The 25,763-nt window shown below is 39.0% G+C and carries 16 protein-coding genes; 4 read left to right on the top strand and 12 right to left on the bottom strand.

All coding sequences use genetic code 11. From position 1 onward, the window contains the following. Window positions 1–47 precede the first annotated feature (47 nt). The 3 genes from QJV27_RS00375 to QJV27_RS00385 form a co-directional block, all read right to left on the bottom strand. Window positions 48–4,610 carry an AAA family ATPase gene (locus QJV27_RS00375; protein WP_281447016.1) on the bottom strand — a complete coding sequence of 1,521 codons (4,563 nt, stop codon included), beginning with the start codon at window positions 4,608–4,610 and terminating at the stop codon, window positions 48–50. 18 nt (window positions 4,611–4,628) lie between these two features. Continuing rightward, window positions 4,629–5,264 (bottom strand): thioredoxin domain-containing protein, encoded by a 636-nt coding sequence (locus QJV27_RS00380; protein WP_281447017.1) that lies wholly within the window; start codon window positions 5,262–5,264, stop codon window positions 4,629–4,631. Window positions 5,265–5,486: 222 nt separating this feature from the next. After that, window positions 5,487–6,245: a zinc-dependent alcohol dehydrogenase family protein gene (locus QJV27_RS00385; RefSeq protein ID WP_281447018.1), complete on the bottom strand. Its 759-nt coding sequence runs from the start codon at window positions 6,243–6,245 to the stop codon at window positions 5,487–5,489. Window positions 6,246–6,339: 94 nt separating this feature from the next. On the opposite strand from QJV27_RS00385, the gene QJV27_RS00390 reads away from it, so the two are divergent. After that, a complete protein-coding gene (locus QJV27_RS00390) occupies window positions 6,340–6,510 on the top strand; it encodes a hypothetical protein (protein WP_281447019.1) in 171 nt (56 codons plus the stop codon). A 39-nt stretch (window positions 6,511–6,549) separates the two neighbouring features. On the opposite strand, the gene QJV27_RS00395 is transcribed toward QJV27_RS00390, so the two are convergent. Next, a complete protein-coding gene (locus QJV27_RS00395; protein ID WP_281447020.1) occupies window positions 6,550–6,894 on the bottom strand; it encodes a DMT family protein in 345 nt (114 codons plus the stop codon). Between the two features lie 298 nt (window positions 6,895–7,192). On the opposite strand from QJV27_RS00395, the gene QJV27_RS00400 reads away from it, so the two are divergent. Continuing rightward, window positions 7,193–8,146: a carbohydrate kinase family protein gene (locus QJV27_RS00400; RefSeq protein ID WP_281447021.1), complete on the top strand. Its 954-nt coding sequence runs from the start codon at window positions 7,193–7,195 to the stop codon at window positions 8,144–8,146. Between the two features lie 104 nt (window positions 8,147–8,250). Here QJV27_RS00400 and QJV27_RS00405 read toward each other — a convergent pair whose 3' ends face one another. The 6 genes from QJV27_RS00405 to QJV27_RS00430 all read right to left on the bottom strand — a co-directional run bounded on the left by QJV27_RS00405 (window position 8,251) and on the right by QJV27_RS00430 (window position 15,123). Next, entirely contained in the window at window positions 8,251–9,231 is a 981-nt protein-coding gene (locus tag QJV27_RS00405) for a hemolysin family protein (RefSeq protein WP_281447022.1), read from the bottom strand. A 2-nt stretch (window positions 9,232–9,233) separates the two neighbouring features. Continuing rightward, entirely contained in the window at window positions 9,234–9,746 is a 513-nt protein-coding gene (gene ybeY / locus QJV27_RS00410; protein WP_281447023.1) for an rRNA maturation RNase YbeY, read from the bottom strand. Window positions 9,747–9,750: 4 nt separating this feature from the next. Then, on the bottom strand, window positions 9,751–10,845 hold the full coding sequence (locus QJV27_RS00415) for a PhoH family protein (RefSeq protein ID WP_408869604.1): 1,095 nt from the start codon (window positions 10,843–10,845) through the stop codon (window positions 9,751–9,753). Continuing rightward, on the bottom strand, window positions 10,842–12,233 hold the full coding sequence (gene miaB / locus QJV27_RS00420; RefSeq protein ID WP_281447024.1) for a tRNA (N6-isopentenyl adenosine(37)-C2)-methylthiotransferase MiaB: 1,392 nt from the start codon (window positions 12,231–12,233) through the stop codon (window positions 10,842–10,844). The genes QJV27_RS00415 and miaB overlap by 4 nt, the downstream gene beginning before the upstream one ends. A 107-nt stretch (window positions 12,234–12,340) precedes the next feature. After that, window positions 12,341–14,068: a phosphoenolpyruvate carboxykinase (ATP) gene (pckA, locus tag QJV27_RS00425; protein ID WP_281447025.1), complete on the bottom strand. Its 1,728-nt coding sequence runs from the start codon at window positions 14,066–14,068 to the stop codon at window positions 12,341–12,343. A 131-nt stretch (window positions 14,069–14,199) separates the two neighbouring features. Continuing rightward, window positions 14,200–15,123, bottom strand: a complete 924-nt coding sequence (locus tag QJV27_RS00430; protein WP_281447026.1) for a lysophospholipid acyltransferase family protein — start codon at window positions 15,121–15,123, stop codon at window positions 14,200–14,202. A 386-nt stretch (window positions 15,124–15,509) separates the two neighbouring features. On the opposite strand from QJV27_RS00430, the gene QJV27_RS00435 reads away from it, so the two are divergent. Further along, window positions 15,510–17,564 (top strand): autotransporter assembly complex protein TamA, encoded by a 2,055-nt coding sequence (locus QJV27_RS00435; protein WP_281447027.1) that lies wholly within the window; start codon window positions 15,510–15,512, stop codon window positions 17,562–17,564. Window positions 17,565–17,984: 420 nt separating this feature from the next. Next, entirely contained in the window at window positions 17,985–22,268 is a 4,284-nt protein-coding gene (locus tag QJV27_RS00440) for a translocation/assembly module TamB domain-containing protein (protein ID WP_281447028.1), read from the top strand. Here QJV27_RS00440 and QJV27_RS00445 read toward each other — a convergent pair. Both QJV27_RS00445 and dld read right to left on the bottom strand, forming a co-directional pair. Then, on the bottom strand, window positions 22,265–23,884 hold the full coding sequence (locus tag QJV27_RS00445; RefSeq protein WP_281447029.1) for a tetratricopeptide repeat-containing glycosyltransferase family protein: 1,620 nt from the start codon (window positions 23,882–23,884) through the stop codon (window positions 22,265–22,267). The genes QJV27_RS00440 and QJV27_RS00445 overlap by 4 nt on opposite strands. A gap of 50 nt (window positions 23,885–23,934) precedes the next feature. Then, window positions 23,935–25,674, bottom strand: a complete 1,740-nt coding sequence (gene dld / locus QJV27_RS00450) for a D-lactate dehydrogenase (RefSeq protein WP_281447030.1) — start codon at window positions 25,672–25,674, stop codon at window positions 23,935–23,937. Window positions 25,675–25,763 lie beyond the last annotated feature (89 nt).

The following is a 25,763-nucleotide window of genomic DNA, read 5'->3' on the forward strand; positions in this document are numbered from 1 at the left end:
TAAGCAGAATGAATAATAAGGGCTGTTTTATAACCTAAATGATACGACTACTCGTCTATTAAACTAAGCTGTTCAACATGTTTGCTTTGTTGCATTTGCACAGCATGCTCTAGATCAATAGAAATAATTTGACTGATACCACGTTCTTGCATGGTTACACCATATAAGCGATTCATATGACTCATGGTTAATTGATGATGGGTTACAACCAAAAAGCGGGTACCTGCTTGTTCAGTCATATCGGTTAGCAAAGCGCAAAAACGCTCAACATTGGGGTCATCCAGTGGGGCGTCAACTTCGTCTAATACGCAAATGGGGACAGGGTTACACTTACTAACAGCAAATACCAGTGAAAGTGCAGTCAAGGCTTGTTCCCCTCCAGACAGTAAAGACAATGTTGATAATTTCTTTCCTGGGGGTTGGGCAAAGATTTCCAGACCTGTTTGTAGGGGGTCTTCGTGGGGCAATAATTTTAGATATGCATTGCCCCCATTAAACATACGTGTAAAGAGTTCTTGAAAATGTTGATTAACTTCAACAAAAATTGTGTTTAATTTTTCTTTGCCTTGTTGGTTCAGCTTGTTAATTGATTCTTTTAATTGTTGAATGGCTGTGTCCAGATCGTAATATTCTTTTTCGATAGTATTAAAAGTATCCTGCTTTTCTTCTCGTTCTATTTCAGCGCGTAAATTGACCGCCCCCAAAGCTTCGCGTTGTTCAGAAAGGGTTGTGATAGTGGCTTTTAGTGTTTTTTCAGCCTGATCACTGATATCTATGTCTGAACGGCCTTTGGCCAACTCTTGGATTTCTGGGGCTATATTATTTCTTAATTGTTCTAACAAAGCTTCGGCTTGTTCTTGCTTAGCCTGTGCCTTAAACAGATTTTCTTTGGCCTTGGCCAACGCTTGTTCAGCTTGGGTTAATTGTTGTTGTGCCTGGTTTTTTTGTTGTTCTAAGGCGGTCAGTTGTTGCTGTGCCTCGTAATACAGGGTTAATGCTTGTTGTTCTAAATTTTGTAATTTCGTATAATTTTGTTCCAGTAACGGGACGCGCTGGCTCATATCATCATATTGTTTTTGAAGTTCTGCTACTTTTTGATCAGACTCTTGTGCTTGTGTTTGCGCTTGATATAAGCGTGTTTGCCATTCTAAACACTGGGATTTTAATTGTTCTTGTTGTTGATCCAGTGTTTTTTTCTCATTAATCAATAAATGATAAGATAACCGTTCATTCTCTTCTTGATTTTTAAGGGTCTTATAGGATTCTTGTAATTCTTGTAAGGATGTTTTTGCCGTGTCAAGATCGGGTCGGGTTGCATAAAGCTTTTCTGCTGCTTCTAAGGCTTGTTCAGCAGCGTTCAGTAGATTTTTTAAAGTATCGCAGCGGGGTTTCAAAGTTTCCAGGCGGCTTTGTCCTTGAATATGACGTTCTTTTATATGTTGATAGGCCCGTTGAGCATCAGTTAAGGTTTGTTCAGCCTGTTTTTGTTCTTGTTGCAGTAAGTTTAATTCGTGTTCTAAGGTTTGAGTGATGGCTTGTAATTGATTGTGCGCTTCTTTCGCTTGATCGGGATGTTCAAGATGATTAAGAAGTTCTTTATTTTTATTGAGATCAACCTGCAACTTTTGATGTTCAGTTTGAAGAATAGCAATTTTCTCTTTTAACGCTTCAATACGAAGGTTATTTTGTTGATTTTGATGCAGAAGCTTTTGGTAATTTTCCTTCAAGATTGTGAATTTTTGTTCGCTTTCTTGGTATTTTTCTTCGGCTAGTCGAAGTTGCTTTTTAGAATTTTGTTCGTGTTGCAAGCTGTTGTTAACGGTTGACGGATCGGGCTTGGGTAAAGCACCTTCTTGTTTTGCTTGATTATATAAATGTTGTTTTTCAGTATAATCTTGTTGTGCCTGTTGGTATGCAGGTTGTAAGGCATCGTAATGTGTTTGGGCAGCGTTGGCACGATTTTGTAGGGTCGTGAATTCTTTTTGTATATTTTTTAATTGTTGCTCTTGGGTTGTATAATTATTTTGGGTTTGTTCAAGTTGTATTTTCAAAGCCTCATGATGATTTTGTAATTCAGTGTATTTGGAATGTAATTTTGGGGTTTGCGCCTGTAATGCGGTTAAAGCATTTTCAGTTTCTTTTAAGGTTTGTCTTTGTATTAAACGTTGTGCGGCTTTATTTGGAATTCCTGCTTTTTGATGATAGCCATCCCAACGCCACAAATCCCCATTTTGTGTAATTAAAGTTTGCCCTACAGTCAACTTGGGAAACAGATCTTTACCTTCTTCAATTGTATGGACAACACCAATGTGATCAAAAGCACGCTTTAATACAGAGGGTGGGGGAATGATATCGGATAATACACGGATATTTGCTGGGAAATCAGTTATTTTTTCTGAAAGTGCATACCATCCTTTAGCACTGTTGTAATCTTCTGGTGTTTCTAATGTTTCATCAAACAAGGTTGCAATGGCTGTGATCCATTCTGGTGGAATGGCTAATTGTTCTATCACGGTGGGAAGAGGGGAAAGGGCAGCATCCCCTTGTTGATCATTGGATAAAGCCTGTGTCAACCCATCGAACTTTGCTTGCAGACGTTGTAAGTCAGTATGATGTTGATTAAATATTATCTGAAAAGACTCAACGTCCTTTTGTGCCTGTTGGTGTGATTGCTTTAACGCTAGCAAGGTTGTTTGAATTTGTTGGAAGCGATGTTGTTCCTGCTGCAATTGTTTTTCTTGTTGTTCTAAATGCTGCGGATCAATACAAGCAGATTGTGCTTTTTCAACTTGCTCTTGCAAAAGATTTAGTTTTTTTTCAGCCGTTTCTAGTGCTTGCTTAGCGGTAACGGTAGCACGTTGATGGTTTTCATAAGTTTGTAAGGCCTGGTGATAGGTATTTTCATGCTCCAAACGTTTTTGGATAGTGTCTTGATAGTGCCGTGCAAGGGTTTGAGTATTGATTTTAGCGTCTTGTAAGGTTTGTTGTGCTTGCTGGATATCACGTTCAAATTGTTCGTTTTTTTCACTTGTTAGGCATTGATGTTGAAGGCTTTGAAGCTGCGACTGTAAAGTTTGTTCTCTATTGATTAAATCGTTAGAGTGCGTATCTTGTTCTTGAATTTTTTGAGATAGCTGTAGATAGGCTTGTTCAACTTGCTGGGCGTGATATTGCGCGTCAGCGATCTGCAGGCGAGCATCGTTTAACTTTACTTCCAGTGCTTGTCTTTGTTGCGTGTAATGATTTACTGCAGCTTGGGCAGTTTCTTGTTGTTGGTGATGTTGTTGTAAATCATCATCTTTTGGCAGGTCATCCAGACACAGTTGATATTGGTTTAAGATATCCTCGTATTCTGTGTGTATCGTTTCCTTTTTTAACGCAGCCTGTTCATATTGTTGGGTAATATCTTGAAACTGTTTTTGCTTTTGGTGTAAATTTTCTTCGGCTTGATCGATCTTTTTTGTTAGATCTGCGAGTGCTGTTTCAAGACTATGAATGGTTTGTAAAGCAAGATTTTCTTGATCAGGGTGTGCAGATAATTTTTGGCTTATTATTCGTAGCTCTTCTTGAAACTTATTTAAATCATCTTGCGTTTCTTTAACATAATTGTGCGAAGTTGTTTGTTGACTTTTTGCCTCTTGCACACGTTCATGTAAATGACGAATCTCGTCATTAACTTTATTTATTTCGGTTTGAATCGCACGTGTTTCTTGACGTTGTTGTTCCCATTTGATGCGTGCTTGGATTTCGTACTGGCGGCTATTAGGCAGTTTTTCTTCTACTGTCTGTAGATGGTTTTGATTTTCAATTGTGTGTAGGTTGGTCTCTTGCTGATGGGTTTGGGCATTAATAACTTTTTGTTGGAAAAAGGTCAGACTGCGTACTGCACGTTGAAAATACAATGTTTGTAAATCTGTTTCAGCCTCTCTTAAATCTGCTGATAATTGACGGTAGATCCCTGCTTGGGTGGATTGTTCGTTTAACGAAGTGATAAGATCGGTTAATTGTTGGCGAACATCATCAAGTCGAGCTAGATTTTCTTCGGTTGCTTTTAATTTTAATTCGGCCTCCCTGCGTCTGCTATATAAACCAGCAATACCTGCAGCTTCTTCCAATACTTGTCTACGTTCTTCAGGGGATGCAGAAATTAGTTGCGCAATACGGTTTTGACTGATGATGGCAGAAGATCTGGGACCTGATCCCAAGTCTGCAAACAACGTTTGCACATCCCTGGCACGTTGTATTTTGTTATTAATACGATACTGGCTGCCTGATCCACGTTCGATTTGGCGTGAAATTTGCAATTGATCTTGATGTTGAAATGGCTGGGGTGCAATGGCTTGTGTGCCATCAAGAGTTATGGATACTTCGGCAATATTACGGGCAGCTCTACGCACGGTTCCAGCAAAAATAACATCATCCATCTCCCCACCGCGTAAAGATCGGGCAGAACTTTCCCCCATGACCCAACGGATAGCTTCAACAATATTGGATTTCCCACAGCCATTAGGGCCAATAATCCCTGTCAGTCCTGGCAAAATATCTAAGGTAATTGGATCTGAAAAACTTTTAAATCCAGCAATTTTAAGATGGGTAAAGCGTACGGACATACAGGGATATAAATGGGGTTAAGGGGTTGTTTTATGGTCTAGTGCTTTGGCAACTTGTTTACCGAAATCATCGATATTTAGTTCACCAACAACAGGAACGCCATTGAAGATAAAAGTGGGGGTGCTGTCAACTTTATATTTACTTTCTGCACTTTTGACTTCGCTTAGGATTGCATCACGTAAATTAACATCGTTGCTGACTTGTTCAAAACGCTCTTTAGACATTCCTGCCAAAATAGCATATTTTTGCAATTCTTGGATGGGGTCTGCACCTTCTTTAAAGGCCCATTGATCCAAATTGTCCAAAAGCGCAAAAACAAAGGGTTGGTATTGTTCCACTGGTAAACTGCGAGCGACGATAGCGGCAATTAAAGCAACTTTATCTAAAGGAAAGTCACAAAATGTATAAAATACCTTACCTGTATTAATATATTGTTTTTCTACTTCTGGAAAAACATTTTTTGCAAATTGTGCGCAATGAGAACACGTTAAAGAGAACCATTCTTGAACGTGTACCTTGGCAGAAGGGTTTCCAACAGTGCGTGGTTTCATAAATGTTGGTGAAATATCATTGGCACGTGCACGGAGTGTCGATGCAAACAAGGAAAATGCAGGAATAGCAGTGGTTAATAAAAAACGTCGTGTGATTGGCATAATGTCTTCCACAAAAGATTAAGTAAATATGGCTAGGAAAAAGTCTATTTCAATACTGAAAATAGGACATAATATTATCGATTATATCATATTTGTTAAAATATCAGGAAGATAATTGGTTAAGGCGAGTTTATGTATAGGTTTTCTTTCATAAAATCTGTTTTTAAGGTTGCACTAAACTTTGGAGTAAAATGATTTCAATGTTAAAATAATACAGATTTATTATATTTTAACGACAATTTTTCCAATTTGGCTGTTGGCTTCCATATATTGATGGGCTTTGCGAATCTCGTCAAAGGAAAATATTTTGCTAATTATAGGTTTAAGTTGTTCTGACTTTAAACCGTTATAAACAAATTCCTTAGCTTTTTGCATTTTTTTAGGATTTGTTGTGATTTCAAATAATTCATAGCCGCGAAATGTTAAATGTTTACCCAAAATATCCATAACAGGTATTGATAAATTTTGTGTTTCCAACGCGCCATATTGGAAAAATATACTATTCATAGCCATAGCAGGGGTAATTTTAGCAACATTTGGCCCCCCTATGGGGTCAAAAACAATATCAACCCCACGATTATTAGTCAGCTTATGAATTTCTTGGGTTATATCTTGTTCTGAGGTAATGATAACAGCATGTGCACCAGAATTTAAAAGTGTTTCCATCTTGTTACGGGTGCGGGTCAAGGCAATTGGGTATGCCCCCATCATATTCGATATTTGTATGGCAGCGATCCCAACGCTGCTTGAAGAGGCATTAACAAGAACAAACTGGTCTTGTTTTAAATGGCCATATTCAATTAATGCACCATAGGCTGTTATAAACATCATCCAACTGGCCGCAGCCTGTTCAAAAGACAGATTTTGCGGATGTTTAACAATATTGTGTGATGGGGCATTTACCAATTCACCATACATGCCATACTGATCAAACATGAAAGAGGGAATTACGCTGACCTTATCACCAACAGCGAATTCCATAACTTCTGACCCTACAGCTTCAATTGTGCCTGCGGCTTAGTATCCAAGGCGGGCTGGGAATTTGGGCTTAATTACATATTGTCCAGTTCTGTACATGATTTCAGTGCGATTGATTCCTAGGGCATGGACACGAATTTGGACCTCCTTAGCCATAGGAGGAGTAGGGAGGTCTTTAATATCTAAAACTTCATTACCGCCCACGCGGTTAAAGACCACTGTTTTGGCACAACATTTACCTTACAAGTCAATGGTAGGTGTCTCTTAGTGTATTCAGTTGGAATAAGAAGTATATATCGAAATATTTTTAAGCACCGCGAAATATAAAGAAAACAGCACCCAAAATACATAATCCAGCCCATACATAATCCAGCCTGAAAGACTGATGCATAAAAAAGATGCTAAAAGGAACAAAGACCATTAACGTAATTGCTTCTTGCATAATTTTTAATTCGCCCAAGGATAATTTTGTATATCCAATACGATTGGCTGGAACCTGGATCATGTATTCACCCAAAGCAATGCCCCAACTGATTAATGCCGCAATATACCATGGTTTATTTTCTAAGGTTTTTAAGTGACCGTACCAAGCATAGGTCATAAATAAATTCGAACAAACTAACATTAAAGCAGTTGTAAGCCACACAGGCATGGATTTATTCCTTTTATACAAAAATAGGTTGTATTAATAATAAGATAAAACGATCTTGCTGGAATATAATTGACAGCCAGATAAAAAAAACTTTAAATAACTAAATGTTGTTGCGTTATTGGAAATTGTTTCTTACTGGCGTGGACAGATATTTATGAGTTTGTTTTAATTATATAATAGAATTTTTAAATTACTAAAAGATACTGTTTATTTCAGCATGTTTGTTTTAATATGATCAAAGTCAAATTTTTGTGACCATATTTAATTTAAGAACAGTATTCGTAAAGGGAGATTTTAAATGATTATTGTTTGTGGGGATGTTTTAATCGATTTTATTCCAGACAAAACACAAGATGGCTCAGATTGCTATTGTCCTGCCCCTGGGGGGTCATGCGCAAATATTTCTGTGGCTATTGGTCGTTTAGGGGGTAAAGTCGGCTTTATGGGCGGAATTTCAACAGATTTCCTAGGGGATAAACTGATGGAATTCTTGGAAACTTCCAATGTTGACACCAAATATGTTGCCCGTGGCCCTCAACAAACAACTCTTGCTTTTGTCGAATTAGGTGAGGAAGAGCCCGCATACGCATTTTATGATGAGAATACTGTTTCACGCCTTTGGGTCAGATCACAATCTCCTGGATTTACAGATGATGTGAATTTAATTCATATAGGTTCTACCTCTTTAATCGAACCCCCAATTTCCGAAGCATGCGAACAAATGTTTAAAGTGGAAAAAGGGAAACGTATTTTATCAATTGATCCAAATTGCAGACCTAATAATACCTTGCACCCTGCGGTATATCGTGCGCGTATGGCTCGTTTAACAGCGATGGCTGATATCATAAAGTTATCCAAATCTGACCTTGCATTTTTGATGCCAGACACGACATTTGACGAGGCAGCTGCTATGTGGATTTCGCAAGGTACCTCAATTGTTATTATTACACGTGGCAGCCAAGGGGTATTGTGTTACCTGCCAGGTCAGGAAGTGATTTCTGTTAAACCAGACTATATTGAAGACGTGGTTGATTCAATTGGTGCTGGTGATACATTTATGGCTGCAACTTTGGCTTATTTACAAAAAAAGAACTTGCTATCTCTTGATAAAATTAAATCTATTCGTGTTGAAGATATTACAGACGCATTGGAGTATGCCTCTGTTGCGGCTGCGATGATTTGTCAGCGTCGTGGTGCCAATCCCCCGTGGGAAAAAGAAGTTGAACAACGGATTGCTAGCAAACAAAAGTAAGATTATAGAAAGAATTACTAAATTTTTTTTAATCGGTTTAGTTCATTCTTAGCAATTAATAAAAACCCATCTTAAATTATATTTAAGGTGGGTTTTGTAATATTTTACGATGTTGATGCCTCTTCAGATCCACTATCGTTTGATTTTCCTGAAGCGGGGAAGCCCCATTCTTTAGGAATATGCATCCGTAATCTGCGAATGTGTCGTGGATCTGCATCTATAACCCTAAAAACCAATCCTGTTGAATGTGTTAGAACCTCCCCTTTGGTTGGAACATGTTCTGCCAGTCTGAAAACCAGTCCACCGATCGTATCAATATCTGAATGTTCTTCTTCCTCGGTCAAAAAAGTACCAATGCGTTTTGCGAGGTCTTCTAACAACATCCTTGCATCCAAATCAAGAGTATGGGAATCCCGTTCAATGATCATGGGAACATCAGGGTCGTCATGTTCGTCTGCGATATCACCAACAATAGTTTCAACCAAGTCTTCAATGGTAACTAGACCATCAATACTGCCATATTCATCAATAACCAGACCAAGATGAATACGGTGTAAACGCATTTGTACTAACAGGTCTAAAACCGGAATTTGTGGTGCTATAAATAATGGTTGTCTTAACAAATTTGTAATATCAAATTCTTCTTGGCGTCCTGTATAAGCGATTAAATCCTTTACATGAATCATACCAACAATATTATCTAGTTCGTTATGATAGACGGGAACCCTTGAATGGTTTTCATGACGCATGACCTCTAATGCTTTTTCGAAACTAATATCATCGGCAATGGCAAAGATATCTGCACGAGGAACCATAACATCATCAGCCGTTTTACCACGCAGACGTAAAATATTAGAGATCAGTAACCGTTCGTGCGTACTTAATTCTTCTGGACTTGTATTTGGTTGTGATGGATGGTTTCCATGTTCTTCATCAACCAGATTAACGATAGATTGTCGTAAGTTGGGGTGGCGTTTTCTATGAATCCATTTCGATATTGTTGATCGCAGGCCAACAGGTCTGTGAAGATGTGTCTGCGATTGATCAGGCAATGGATTACTCGGCGCAGAGGGCGCACGAGGCATGACTATATACTCCGTACAGAATTATGTTTCCAAGGGTTGGGAATACCCAATTTATGTAGTAGTTGAGCTTCCTTCATTTCCATTTCTTTGGCATCATTAACATAAAGATGATCGTATCCCTGTAGATGTAATAAACCATGAATAATTAAATGTGCTAGGTGATGGGGCAGGGGTCTACAATTTTGTTTTGCTTCCTTTTCAATCGTTTGCAAAGCAAAAATAATATCACCGCCATTAACTATACCACCTGGCATTTCAAAAGTTAAGACATTGGTGGGTTTATACTTCCCTCGAAATTGTCCATTTAGTTTTTTAACCTGATGATCATTATCGAAACACAAAGTCGTGTCGTCAGAAATTGGGATAATCTGATGAATACGAAAAAGAAGCTGTGATAAAGTGGGGAGGATTTTTCCCCAGCCTTTGTCCTGAATTATGATTTTGTAGGTTAAATCATATCGGATTTGAAATCTATAAGTTTTATCAGCTTTTGCAGGAATGTTGTAACAAGCCATGTTCTTATAAAAAATTATCTGTAGAAGGATGCCGCTTTTGCGCGGCATCGCGTTGATCATATGCTTTGACAATGCGGCCAACCAATGGGTGTCTAACTACATCTTGGGCCTTAAAGCGCATAATTTCGATCCCTTGAATACCTTGTAAAGTATCAACTGCATCTTTTAACCCTGATTTGACATTAGAAGGCAAGTCAATCTGACTTAAATCCCCCGTAATTACCATCCTAGATCCAGCCCCCAAACGGGTCAAAAACATTTTCATCTGGGCTGTCGTTGTATTTTGTGCTTCATCCAAAATCACGTAAGCATGTTCAAGGGTGCGTCCACGCATAAAAGCAAGCGGTGCAATTTCAATTTCACCATTGGTTAGACGCTTAATAACTTGATCACCAGGCAACATTGCATGTAACGCATCATATAAGGGGCGCAAATAAGGATCAATTTTATCCTTCATATCGCCAGGTAAAAAACCTAAACGTTCACCTGCTTCAACGGCGGGGCGGGACAAAATAATACGGTCAACTTGCCCCGAGAGTAACATTGACACGCCCTGTGCTACGGCCAAAAAGGTTTTACCCGTCCCCGCTGGGCCGATACCAAAAACCATTTCTTGTTTTGCCAGTAACTTTAAATATTGTGCCTGACCAACTGTACGGGGGGTAATAACCCCTTTGCGGGTTGCAATGGTTGGACCTGTTGTGGATTGAGTAAAATGACTATTGTCTGAAGATGTGTTGCGTTCAGATTGAGGATTAAGAGAAAGTGTGCTTAACAATCCATCTTGTGCCATGCGAATGATCGTATCAACAATGGTGGAATCGATGTCTTTTTGATGATAAAGATGATTATAAAGATTGCTCAAAATAGTTTTGGCTATCTCAACTTGCTCTATATCACCTGTGATTACCACATAATTTCCACGACACCCCAGTTTTATATTTAAATCTTTTTCAATTTGTACTAAATAACGGTCGTGATCCCCGATTAATTGTGCCAATAATAAATTATCTTGAAATTGCAAAGTTGTTTTAATGATGGATGGGGCTATTTGCTCTTCGGCAATGATAATGGGGATAATGGCTTTTTGATCACTCAAGAGGAAACACCTTCTTTATGAATTAGGGAACCAGACAAAGAGTTTGTTAAACATTCTTCAACAAGCACCATGCGTTCTTGACCAATTAGGTTTTCATCAGCATTCACATGAACCGCTTGTAAATATGGGGATTTACCAGCAATTTGGCCATTTTTACGACCCGTGTTGGTAAATAAAATAGGGATTTGGCGTCCAACCGTATTTTGGTTGAATTGAGTTTGTTGATCCCTTAACAATGCTTGTAATTCTTGCAATCGTTCATTTTTCTCTTCTTCGGCAACTTGATAAGAGGACAAAGCTGCAGAAGTACCAGGGCGAGGCGAATATTTAAAAGAGAATGCTTGTGCGAAAGTAACATCTTTGACCAATTGCATTGTGGCTTTGAAATCATCAATGCTTTCACCAGGATGCCCCACAATAAAGTCAGAGGATAGAGCAATATCGGGTCTTGCTTTTTTTAATTTATCGATAATTTTACGATATTCATCAGCAGTATGTCCGCGGTTCATTGCTTTTAAAACACGATCTGATCCTGATTGTACAGGCAGATGTAAAAATGGCATCAAGCTTGGCAAATCACGATGTGCGTCGATTAAAGAATCATCCATGTCCCGAGGGTGTGAGGTCGTATAACGAATACGACTTAGCCCAGGAATGGTAGAGAGTTTTTCAGCAAGCTTTGCCAAATTCCATGTATTGCCATCTGGCCCTTGACCATGATAGGCATTGACATTTTGCCCTAATAGGGAAATCTCTTTAACGCCCAAATCACATAGTCGATTAGCTTCATCAAGAATGGCTTGGACAGGTCTGCTTTCTTCTGATCCACGGGTATAAGGTACGACACAAAATGAACAGAATTTATCACAGCCTTCTTGAATTGTTAAAAACGCCGTATATCCTGCGGCTTCTTCAGGGGCAGGAAGGAAATCAAATTTACTTTCAACGGGGAAATCCGTTTCGATAACATTACCCGTTTTACGGGCAACATCCAATATCATCTTTGGCAAGCGATGATAGGTTTGAGGCCCCAAAACAATATCAACATAAGGGGCACGTTGTAAAATCATTTTGCCTTCAGCTTGGGCAACGCATCCCGCTACGGCAATAAGGGTGTTATGTCCTTGCTCTTTTCGATAGTCTTTGATTTGTTTTAATCGGCCCAATTCGGAAAAGACCTTTTCCGTGGCTTTATCGCGAATATGACAGGTATTAAGGACCAAAACATCGGCCTGTTCTGCTTCGTTGGTGACTTTATATCCCAAAGGGCGCAGTAAATCGACCATACGATTACTGTCATACACATTCATCTGACATCCCCATGTGATCACATGTAGATAGCGTTGATTGGTTTGTGTTGTGATATAAGAAAGATCGGAATCAACCATTCAGAAAAAAGCCCATGATAAAGAAAAAGATAGCTTGGTTCTTTTTTAAATTAAAAAAGTGAGCCAAGCTATCTTTTTATAAAAATAAAGGGATTGATACAAGTATTTTATATACGTTTTACTGTCAGATTAGTGGAAAAGATATCACCCTCAAAAACGATAGCACCTTTTAATGTTTGAGAAAATTGTTCAAAATGATCCTTGAAACGTTTTGCCAAAGCCTCTGCCTGTTGGTGATAGGATTGTTGATCTGCCCAACATTGTGCAGGGTTCAACATTTCAGAAGGGATCCCAGAGACAGCAGTTGGGATCCGTAGACCAAAATATGTTTCTGTTTCATACGATATATCGTTCAAAGATCCGTTTAATGCCATATGTAGTAGTTGTCGTGTATGAGGTAAAGAGAACCGCTTTCCAACCCCATAGGGGCCACCACTCCAACCTGTATTTAATAACCAGCAGTCGATATTGGGATTTTCCTCTAATCGTTTCATTAGTAATGCCCCATAAATATCTGCGGGTCTGGGTAAAAAAGGGGCTCCAAAACAGGGGCTGAATGTGGCCTTTGGTTCTTTTCCTATTCCACTTTCGGTGCCTGCAATACGGGCGGTATAGCCCATTAGAAAATGAAAAATTGCTTGGGCTGTAGTTAATTTGGCAATGGGGGGCAAAATCCCAAATGCATCTGCAGTTAGCATGATGACATTTAAAGGTTGCTCCCCTTTACCAGAAACAGAGGCATTTGGAATAAAATCAATTGGATAGCAGGAGCGTGTGTTTTCTGTTAGGGAATGGTCGTTAAAATCAGGCTTTTTTTCATGATCCAAAATAACGTTTTCCAAAACAGAACCAAAACGAACTGAAGCATCCCATATTTCAGGTTCTGTTTTTGGGTTTAAGTTAATAACTTTGGCATAGCAACCACCCTCAATATTGAAAACGCCTGTGGTTGACCATCCATGCTCATCATCCCCAATTAATTTTCGATGGGGATCAGAGGATAAAGTAGTTTTCCCAGTGCCAGATAATCCAAAGAAAATGGCAACATCTCCCTTTTCACCGATATTGGCAGAACAGTGCATAGGTAAAATATTTTGGGCTGGAAGTTGCCAATTCATAGCAGAAAAAATAGATTTTTTGATTTCCCCTGCATATTGTGTACCACAAATGATAATCATCTTATGTTTAAAAGAGGTGATAATTGCTGTTGGGCCATGGGTTCCACATTTTTTAGCATTTAAAAAGAAATGTGGCGCATGTAAAATTATGTATCCTGTTTGGTTATTTTGTTGCAGATGTTGATGTTCATCTTGGGTTAAATGTTGGGGACGAACAAACATATTCTTTGAAAATAATGCATGCCAAGCTTGGGTTGTAATCAGTCGAATAGGGGTGCAACACTGTACGTCACGACCAGCATACAGCTCTTCTATGTAAAGAGATTTTCCTTGTAAATAGCCAGTAACTTCAGCCAGAACATGATTAAAATACGTAATAGAGAGTTTGTGATTTATATCTCCCCAATGAATATGATCTGTCACTTCATCTTCATCAACGATAAATTTATGTTCTGAGGCCCTTCCCGTATATTCTCCAGTTTTAACAATTAACGCCCCATTTTTGGATAAACATCCTTCTTCATTGCGTATGGCCATTTCGATCAAAGAGGCCGAAGGTTGATTAATATGCAGGAGAGGGGCTTTGACAATTCCAGTATCACGCAGGAAATAATGAATGGCTTGATCTGCATGCTTGTCGCAGCCATCAGTATATGTCAGGATAACAGGCTGTCCATTATCGAAGGAAAAAGAGGAGAAAGATGATGCGTTTGTCATATGCAGAACCTTAATTTCTGAAATAGAGATTTGGTTCAATCTATTTAAGCATCATACATAAAGAAAAGACTATTCACAAAAACGAGAGTTCTTATCAATAGTCTTGTAATACAATGTAATAAAATATCAGATTAAATGGTTTCTTTAATTTGCTCTTCGCTTTTCCCTTGTCTTAGGGTGGCAGCGCCTTTTGCTATAATTTCCCAAGTTTTTTGGGCTAGTTGTTTTCTGTTTTTGAAATTTTCAGGGTAAACAGGTTCATGGAAAATGATAGAGGCCCGCATATGGGAACGTTTACAAAAATCCCATAAATGTGGGGCCAGTTCCATTTCGCCATACCAAGAATAAACGGGGCGTTGTACGCGGGTAACAGGTAACATATCCAAACGATCATAAACAATGGAAATGGGTTGAATGACTGGAATTTCATATTCAACAGGTTGTTTGCCAAGGGGTTTAGCCAATACAAAGAAAGAAGATAGGAATGGCAAAACATGTGACCCTTCGGTAGAGGTTCCTTCAGGAAATAAGATTAAACTTCCCCCGTCCTTTAACCGTTGTTCCATGGTTAACTGTTCTTTTAAGGTGGATTGTCGTTGTCTGCTGACATATAGAACCCGCCCCAATCTGCATAAAATACTGATAATGGGCCACGAACCAGTTTCCTCTTTCGCAACGAAAGAGGCAGGCAGTAGACCTCCCGCAACGGCAATGTCTAACCATGAAGTATGATTGGCAACATATAATACAGGTCTGTTAATTTCAGCAGGGGCATTTTTAGATTTGACTGGATATTGATATGATTCTTTTATTTTGCCAAAAACACGCAATTCAACCCCAAGAATTCTGCAAACAGTTCTCCAGTAAAATCTGGCAAATTTTATTTTTGTGTTTTTGGGAAATTTAATAAATACGCTTTGCACTGGAATACACAGGGCAGTCCATCCTAACATACCTGCAATTTTTCGAAAAGCTCGGGCTCTTTTTACTTGCTGTGAAAATGTCGGCAGCAGATCAGGATATTCAATGCGTAATTTTTTTACATCATATTGCACGTTCGTATTTTGTAAATTGGAGGTGCATATACCAGTATCTTTTACTATTTTTTTAAAAGATTCAAATAGTGTATTTTGCAAAGTGTTGGTGGAAATATTAAGGTATCTCAATGTTTTATAACTGCTTACGACAAAAGGGTTGTGAATATGTTAAACGCTGGTGGCATTTTATAATAAGTTGCTTTGAACTGCAAGTGGATACGCTATTGCAATATAATCATGTGTTGCGAAAATGATATTATATTTTATACTATCCTTATTTTAAATGTTATTATGGTTTCAAATGTTTTGACTTTGTATAAAAGCTTTTTTAACTAGGGCTGTAACAGATTTTATAGTATCTATAAATAGCTTATTGATAATGACCAAAGATAGGAAACAGAAACTTGTTGTTTTTCCAATTTCAACCCAGACCCAAGGCAAAGTTTCAAGATAGTAAGCTATCAAAAATTATCACTCGTTTATATTTTGGGGGGATTACATGTTTAATAATATCTGTCAGTCATGCCTCAGCTGCAGACCCTCAAACATATCGGGTTGAAATTCGTTCGACCGGTAATTCAGATATTGATAAGACGCTTACAGATACTTCTAATTTGGTAACATTGCAAAAAACGAAAGCGGTGGGGGCTTTTGCTTTGGCTGGACGTATTAAAAGCGATTATGATCGTTTACAAAAAGCAATGGACAGTTTTGGTTATTATAATGCGAAAATTGATATAGAGATCGGTTCCGCAGGTAATTCAAATGTTGACAAAGATCAGGATAAAAAAAAGAAGAAAAAATCTGATACATCAAAGCCCGACGTGAATCGTGTCACCACATTACAACATACAATAGATGGGAAAAATGCGGACTTACCCAACTTTATAGATCATATTCCAGCAACAGAAAACGCTGTTATTGTGGTTCATGTCAATAAGGGCGAACAATTCCACATTGGTAAGGTTGAGTTGCTTGGTGATGGGGATAAAAAGAATAACATTCCTGCGCAACCTGTTAATTTAACACAAGCACAGCAAAAAGCTTTTGGATTAAAGTCGGGTCAAGTAGCTATTTCTGCTGATATCGTTGCAGCCAAAGGACGTTTATTAACATCCCTACAAGAGGATGGACATGCACTGGCAAAAATCAGTGATCCTGTAGCTTATTTACGACCTGATACGAAAACACTGGATATCGTATATAACGTTCAGCCAGGGCCAATTGTTGATATTGGGGATATTGATTTCAGAGGTTTAAATAAGGTAAATGCCAAATTTTTGCGCAGGCGGTTATTGTTAAAAGAGGGGCAGTTATATCAACCCTCAAAAATTGAGTCCGCAAGACAGGATTTATCAGCCTTAGGCGTATTTTCTAGTATTGATGTTAATGCCGCAGATAAAGTCGATGCAAACGGACGATTGCCTTTGGTTTTAACGTTTAAAGAATCCAAACGAAGAACGGTTAGTTTTGAAGCAGGTTATTCAACAGATTTAGGGGGACGCGTTGGGGTACGGTGGACGCATCATAATTTGTTTGGAAATGCCGAAGAATTAAAATTAGCCGCACTGGCAACGGGTCTTGGGGGGACTGCACAACGGGGTTTGGGATACGATGTTTATGCAGATTTTACTAAACCTGACTTTGGACGAAGAGATCAGGATTTTAATGCCCGCATAGAAGCCGTGAAACAGAAACTTTATTCTTACGACCAAACAGCCTTCTTAGTCAAAGCGGGGCTAAATCGCAAATTAAATAAGCGGTGGCGTGTTTCTGTTTTTTTGGGCGGGATACAGGAAAAGATTATTCAACAACATATAAAAAATAACTATACGATGGTGAATGTCCCACTTGGGGTAAGCTATGATAGTACAGATCTATCCAGTCCGATGATGTCGCCAACAGGGGGGATGAAGGCATCTGCCTCTATTACTCCAACAACATCTTTTGGAGATGGCACTGTTTTTTTTGCGATTATGCAGGGAACAGCCTCAACCTATTTTGATTTAACCCATTTAGGACTTACAGATCCTGGTGACAGTATTTTTGCTTTTCGAGGGACAGTGGGTAGCATTCAAGGTGCATCAAGGATGAATTTGCCACCTGATCAAAGAATGTATGCTGGTGGAACCTCGACTGTCCGTGGTTTTCGTTTTCAAGGCGTTGGTCCACAATTCCCTGGAACCAAATACGCTGTGGGGGGTAAGGCAATGGATGCAGGCAGTATCGAGTTTAGGCAGAAAATTATGGGATCTTTTGGTGCCCAAGCATTCATTGACGCAGGTCAGGTTAGTAAAACCAGTATGCCCTTTGAAGGTACATTGCGGGTTGGTGTTGGGGGAGGGGTTAAATATTTTACTCCGCTCGGTCCTATTCGTTTAGACATTGCTGTACCGGTAAATCGTCCACCACGTGGGGATAAATTCGAGGTCTATATAGGGCTTGGGGAAACATTCTGATGTTTTTTTGGAAAATTCTCTTATTTATCCGAGAAAATTTTATACGATACGTTTTAAGATATCTTAAAAGTTGCTATTTTCCGTGGGATTTTACTGCAACCTCATTTTTTTTCATTATTTGTAAAAAATTATTGATTATAAATATTTCGATCAATCACCATTGTGCAGGAAGTCAAACGATCATGATATCCCACAATTGTAACGGTACCAGTTTTAACTTTAATTATATGAATATATCGTTCCCGTGATGTAATTATAATCGAAATGCAAGAGAAAACGAGCTTACTTGGAAATGGATCTATGAAAAAAAATAATAACGCAAAATTACAACAAGTGCCATTTAACTGTTCGGTTACTTTATCTAATATTTTTACACAAACGATAAAATCATTGTTTACCTTGATTTAGGAAAGATTTTTGATGCGTCCTTCAGATCATAGTCCCTCATCGAACAGTCCAAACACAGACCCAAACAATTCATCAGGGGTTAGAAGAAAATGGCGGCAACGTCATAGAATATTGTGGGTGCTAAGTTGGCTCGTTGGTAGTGTTATCGGTTTGATCGTTGTCGCGATAACAGGGGTGATGATTTTCGTAAATACACAAAAAGGACAAGATTACATTGCCAGCCAAATTGGGAATTTAACGGGACATAGCGTCGAGGTAACAGGGCTTAGTGGATCTTTCCCAAATCATTTACGTGTTGCTTTAATTAAATTAAATGATCCAAAGATTGGAACATGGCTAAGCTTAAAACAAACCGAGCTTGATTGGTCTTTATGGGCTTTGTTTGCGAAAAAAGTCAGCGTTGATCGACTATATGCCAAAGAAATTAATGTTTACGCATTGCCCCCATCATCTGGGGAAACAACACAAAGCGCACCATTGCCAGATATTGCGATTGCTGCAAATATTCGTCAAATTCAAATTGATAAATTATTTGTTTCCAACAAAGTTGCGCCTATAGATCTGAATGTTGGAATTCAAGGGCAAGTTGCTATCCAAGATGTCATGAAGATAGCTGGATTCAAAGCGATTACTGATTTGTCTAATATTCATTTGGCTGTGCATTTATGGGAACTGAATCAAGCCACTGATTTACAGTTAAAAGCTGATATTGGGGATCACCAAATTAATCAAGGGCTTTTTACCTTTGCTGTAAAAAAGCAAGCTGACGGTATGGTTGAAAAGCTTTTAAAGACAGAACAGCTTTTACCTTTGTCTTTAAACGTGGCTTTGCACGGACCTTATGATCAAATTCAGACAGACCTTAAACTCTTTGCAGACACAACGAATTTGACAGCTAAAGGGGGCATTGACTTAATTCATTCTAAAATGAACGTTTTTTTAAAAGGGCAATCGCCAGCTTTAACGTTAAGTCCAGAGATCGGGTGGGGTGGTTGGAATATTGATGCTCATGTTCATGGCCCATTTGCTGAACCCGCAGGAAATGGTTTATTCAAGGCAACCAACCTGGTTGCAGGGGATGCGATGATTAATCGATTGTCCTTGCAATTTGAGGGAAAGAATGCTCAACCCAATTCTGTCAAGAACAATTTATCCCGTGATCATAATCCCGATACTTGGGCCTTTTTACAACTAGTTGCTGATGGATTGCGTATACCAGGTTCACATCCAACCTTATTGGCTGGGTATCCATTAGCTTTGAATGTGATGTATTTGCCAAAAGCCAAAAATCAACAAGTTAATTTGGAGTTAAGTCACCACTTATTGCAAGCCAAAGGAACAGTTTTTATTAAACCTGCCCTTAATGGTCATGTTACGCTAAATGTACCCAATTTGTCCCCGCTCGCATCTTTGGGAGGGGTGGATTTAAAAGGACATACAACATTGGATTTGGGCTTTGCTATGCCTACCGATCCTAAAAAACCTATTCAGTTGGATCTTGATGGTCCATTGGCGATTACTGGGGGGATGCCTGTTGGGACTAAATTAATCGGTGCAAAAGGTCTTATTGGTTTGCACGCCCAAGTAATACAGGGGACAGAACAACAAGTTACGTTACAAGAAATATCTTTAAAAGGGAGCCAGATTAATTTAAACGCAACAGGCTCTTTAATTGCACAACAGGTTAAGGGTCTATTGAAGTTAGATATTAAAGAACTGTCAGCGCTTTCCCCTATTTTGAAAGGTAAGGCCACAGCAGAGCTACATGTTGATGGGATACTTTCAGATTTAGCAGCACGATTGAAATTATCAACAAATCTTAGTACTTTGGCAAAAAGTGGCTATGCTCTACGCCCAAGTCAGTTAGATTTAACAGCCAATGTACAACATTTACCCACTCTACCTCAGGTTGATATTGCTTTGGTTGGACAGTTGGATCAATCCCCCGTCAATATTAAGTTACAAGGGGGTATGCGCAAAGAACCACAGGAATATTATGTAAAATTACAGCAAATGGAATGGCGAGGGATCAAGGCCGTTGCCGATGTTGTTATGTCTCAAAAAACGTTATTGCCAATTGGAAAGATTAAACTGGATGTGATGCGTTTGTCTGATTTCAGCAAGCTAATCAATCAAAAAATAGATGGCACTGTGCATTTAGATGTTCATACAACAGATCAAGGAACTCCAAAGGTCATGGTTGATTTAAAAAGTAAAATCAATATGCCTCAGGTTAAAATTGGTCAATTATCGTTGGCAGGTTCGATCAATAATCCTATAGCCAAACCAGACGTCAATTTAAAATTACAAGCAAGTCAGGTACAAGCACCTCAGGTTAAGGGGAATGCCACAGTCACTGCTGCTGGTGGTATGGAAAGCCTTAAATTAACGGCTCAGGGAAGTTTTCCTTCACTAATGGATGCTAAAGGCAATCTTGATACGGCTTTGACCTTGAATCTAACAAAACAAAATGTTGCTATTCAAAAATTGACGGCTTTGGTGAAGGGGGAAACGATACGTTTATTGTCCCCTGTTAAGGCAGAATTTGGTGAAAAAATAGGTTTGGATCGATTGCGTTTATCAGTTGCACCGATGGGGGCATCGCCAGCTATGATTGATATTGCGGGTAATATTAAACCAAAGCTGGCGTTGGCAATCTCAATTCAAAATGTAACGCCTGCACTGGCTAAACCTTTTGTTCCAGATTTAAAGGCGCAAGGAGTAATGAATGCACAGGCTAAACTTAATGGTACTATAGAGAAACCTCAAGGTAGTGTTCAGTTAACCGCACAAAATATGAGGCTGTTAAGTGGGAACGGGGCTTCTTTACCGCCAGCACAATTAACTGCATTGGTGAATTTGAATGGAAATACAGCACAATTAAATACACGTTTAAATGCTGGGCAAAAAATTAACACGACTATTCAAGGAACGGTTCCCCTACAACCAAAGGGTAATCTAGCATTAAACTTAAATGGTGCTGTTGACTTATCCGTGGCCAATGCAATTGTTGGAGCTTTTGGTCAACAAGTTAAAGGGATGGTGAATATGGCGATGCAAATCAATGGCAATATGACCTCACCTTCAATTACAGGAACAGTTAATTTAGCAAATGGTAGTTTTAGGGACTATGCCCAAGGGGTTAGTATTCGAAATATGCAGGCCTCTATTGTTGGGCAAAAAGATCGAATACTTTTACAATCTTTTACTGCAAAGGCTGGGGATGGAACCATGAGTGCCAATGGCCAAATTGGTATTTTTCAACCAGGTTTGCCCATTGATATTCATTTTGGAATGGACAAAGCCAAACCACTGGTCAGTGATTTAATGACTGTAATTTTGGATGGCGATATTTCGGTAAAGGGATTAGCAAAAAGCAAAATTGACGTTAATGGTGTTGTTAAAATTAAACGTGCAGAAATAAATATCCCACGTTCAGTATCTCGATCTGTTGTATCCATTAAGGTTATTCGTCCAGGGGATAAAGTGGAAAATATAGAAGAAACCCCATCAACAGGTCCAGAAATTGGTCTTAATTTAACCATTAAATCAGCTGGACAGATTTTGGTGCGTGGGTTTGGATTATTTACGGATATGGCTGGCGCTCTAAAGATTGGAGGAACGGCCAATGCCCCTAAGATTAGTGGCGGGTTTGAGATGAAAAACGGTCATATTGATCTTGCGGGTATCTCACTCGAGTTCACCAAAGGGAAAATAGGTTTTAAAGGCAGTGGCGTTGATCATAAAATCGATCCAACATTGGATTTTGAAGTTAAAAAATCAGTTGAAGGCAATACGGTCAGTTTATTAATCACAGGATATGCCAGCGCACCCAAGATTGCGTTGACCTCATCCCCACCTATATCGCAAGATCGTGTACTAGCAATGTTATTGTTTGGTGTTGATTCACAAAGTCTGTCAACAACACAAATGGCCGAAATCGGGGTGGCACTGGCAACTTTGGGGGGCGAAAGCGCTGGATTTGATCCGATTGGTACTGTGCGTAAAACTTTGGGATTGGATCGTTTATCCGTAGGTGGTGGAAATAGTGATAACCGGAATGGTTCCACCTCTGGTACCAGTGTATCTGCGGGGAAGTATATTGCCCGTGGGGTATATTTGGGGGCAAAGCAATCTACTGGAACTGCTGGTACACAGGCAGAAGTTCAAGTGGATATTACAAAACGCTTGAAGGCAACCGCGACGATGGGGACGGGTAAAGATACGTCAGGGTTTGTTACCCCCGATAACGATCCAGGAAGCAGTATCGGGCTGTTATATCAATTTAATTACTAGTTCTTATGTTGATGTTTTGTTGCCATCTCTTGCAATATAGAGGTGGCTTTTTCAATGACATCCCCCCATATTTTGGGACGGGTTTGTCGGATGATTCTGACGTTTGGATACCAAGGACTGTATTCCTGACCAGAAATCCAGCGCCAGCAATTATCATATCGATCCATTAAAATAACAGGTTTTCCCAAGGCTCCTGCCAAATGAACGACAGAAGTGTCAACGGTCAGGATAACATCAAGGTTCATGATGATTCCTGCGGTATCATCCATATCGTGAACTGTGTCCATTGGATTAAATAAGTGAATGGATGCAGGCAAATCGTGAATTTGAGGTGCATAAGCCCCCATTTGCAAGCTGATAAATTGTGCATTTTTAATAGATTGCAACAAAGGAACTAATTTATATAAGGGAATTGAACGTTTACGATCCGTGCTGTTGGCTGCAATATCTTCAGGATGGGGATCACCCCCCCATGCGATGCCAATTTTCAAACAATTAGTTTTGGGAAGTTTATCCTTCCATTCGGCTATTTTTCGAGGTTCAGCGCGAAGATAAGGAATTGCTGCACCATCTTTTCCTGGAACAGCTCCAAGAACTCGAGGCAGGCTGATAAAAGGGCAATGCCAATCAAATGGTGGGGGAGTAGTTCCTCCAACTTTAACGTTAGGGTTGCCCTCAAGGCGGCGGCACAGACCTTCCATCACTGCTGATACCCATAATTCAACGGTTGCACCCCGTTTAATTAATTCAGGAACAAAACGTAAATACATCAATGTGTCTCCCAAGCCTTCTTCTTGGGTAATTAAAATACGTTTGCCTTTAATATCCAGATCATGTGTAAGGCTTGGCATCAGTGTTGCTTCAGGTAAAGAACTGTGATTGGGTGTTTTTAGTCGCCATTCATGCTCGATCCATCCTTGGTGATATTGCTGGGCTTTGAGTAAACAAAGAGAATAATTCAACCGTAATGCAGGTAGGGTTGGATTAATAAAAATTGCTTTTCGATAGTACAGGAAAGCCTGTTCTACGTCATTAATAGCGTTGTAATATGCAGCAAGATTAGCAATGACTGCAAAACTATTTGGATTACGATCTTCTAGTGTTTTATACAGGGTATATGCTGAACGATATTTTCCTGTTTCATATAGCAATGTTGCTAAATTATTTAGTAAACTATTTGTGTGCTGCGGAAATGCACAAATTGTTTTTTTGAGATGGGCAACAGCTAAAGAAAATTGGCCTGAATGTTTTAAGATATTGATTTTAGCGACATGCAATAGAATGTCGTTTGGTGTTAAAGTGATGGCTTCATCAACGACTGGAAAAATCAGATGGTGCAGGTAATGGCGGCCTAAATAAGGTTCTAGCTCGCAACAGCAATGTGTGGAGGGTTTTTCAATTAATTGTTGTGCTTGACACAAGTATTTTGCTGCCTCTTTAGGGGTATGACAACCAGCCATGGCAATCCCTAATAAGATCATTATTTGGTAATTTTGACGTAAGTGGCGATAGGGCGATAATATATGTTTTGCTTGTTCAAAGTCACCAAGGACCAAGCTTTCATTTGCATTATCAAATATGGATTGATCTAGCATAGGCGAAGAAAAGCTGTTCATAAAATTCCAAATTACATAAATGATTGGTTGGTAAGAATTCAATGAATCTACTAATTTTCCATCTTTGAAGCCCAGTTTTTTAATTTACTGGTTTTACCTATCCCAGGATTAAACACATTACAGGGATCTAGTTCTTGATAAAAATTTTTAAGCGGTTCTTTGGCAGGATATAAATGACCGACGTTGTGTTCTGCGGGATATTGAGCCCCCCTCTGGTCAAGGAGTTTTAGCATATCTTCTTCCAACGTATAAATATCGTTCCCTTTGCAAATGATATAATCTTGATGGAAAACATGACAAAAGAAATGACCATAGTAAAGTTTGTGCATACATTTGCTGTTAATTTCGGGGGGAAGGGTTTCCACCCATTGTTTATCATTACGTCGTAGGGCAATATCTAAGGCAAGGATGTCTTCGACCGTTTTAGTGTGAACAGCCCTATATCGAACAGCAGCCCCAGCAACAGCAAATCGATGTAAGAAAGCTTTACGTCCCTCCTGTGGTGTGCATTCGAAGTAAGAACCATCTCTGCTATCAGTAAAAAACTGTTTCAGATACGACTTTACAAATTCAAGTTCGTTTTTGCCTATTTTTAATAAGAGATGATGTTCATAGCGCTGTGCATAATCATTCATTCGCTTTGGCAAATGTTGAGGGAAAAACTTACTGACAAATTGCATCACGCGATCACTAAGATTTTTTGGGAATACGTCAAATTTCTTAGTAAAATAATCAAAACGATTTTTTAATGCGAACAATGTTGGGATATAGTTTGTACCAAAACTATTAATAAACAAGAAAGTATCTTTACCGTAAATCGCTGCGATATTATATGCATCTTTGTGAATATACTCTCCAGAAATTGGGACGATGTGTTGGGATAAAAGATCATGGCGGATTTGGCTAAGTTTATCAGGATTATTGGTTCCAATGTAAAAAACTTGTGTTTCATCTTCTTGGGGAAATGTGTCAAGTCTTACTGCAAAGACTGCTAATTTTCCAGCACATCCAGATGCTTCGTGCAGATGATGTGGATCAGCATTATATCGTGCTGGTGTTGGTGCATCAACTTGACAAACATGATCTTTATAACGATGATCCGAGCAATTTTTATCGGTAGAATAGACCTGAGTTAAATCAAAGTTCCCTTGATCAAGATTATTTAAAATCTCTTCTGGAGTAGATCCCAATTCAATGCCCAAATGATTGACCAATTCCAATTGCCCTTCTTTGGTATATTGGGCATATAAAGCCATTTCCGTATAAGCAGGTCCACGTTGAACAAGCGCACCACCAGAGTTATTACAAATTCCGCCAAGAACGGATGCCCCAATACAAGAAGATCCAATAACAGAATGAGGATCCCTGTGATAGGGTTTTAATTTTTTTTCTAATTCGTTTAGTGTGGAGCCTGGAAAGCAAAGCACTTGTTCAGCGTTATTTAACAAATATAATTGTTTTATTTTCATTGTGTTGATGATGACAATATCCCTGTCATAATCATTGCCATCGGGGGTTGAACCACCCGTTAATCCCGTGTTGGCCGCCTGCATGATAATAATGATATCGTTTTGAACACAGGCTTGCAGAACTTGCCATAATTCCAAAAGATGGTGTGGTTGTACTACTGCAATTGCTTTACCAGAACCATATCTAAAACCATGGCAAAAAAAACCCATTTTATTAGGGTCAAGAATGACGTTTTTTTTACCTACTATTTTTGCTATGTGGACTAGCAGTTTTTTATGATCAGAGGATAAAGAAAGAGCAGATTTATTTTTAAAAAACATGGAGGAAATTTCTTTTATAATACAGAATTATATCATAATTTAATGTATTATCTATAATTTGTAAAACTCCAAGTCCAAATTATGACAGT

It is taken from the genome of Commensalibacter oyaizuii (genome assembly GCF_029953265.1).
GTDB classification, from domain to species: Bacteria; Pseudomonadota; Alphaproteobacteria; order Acetobacterales; family Acetobacteraceae; genus Commensalibacter; species Commensalibacter oyaizuii.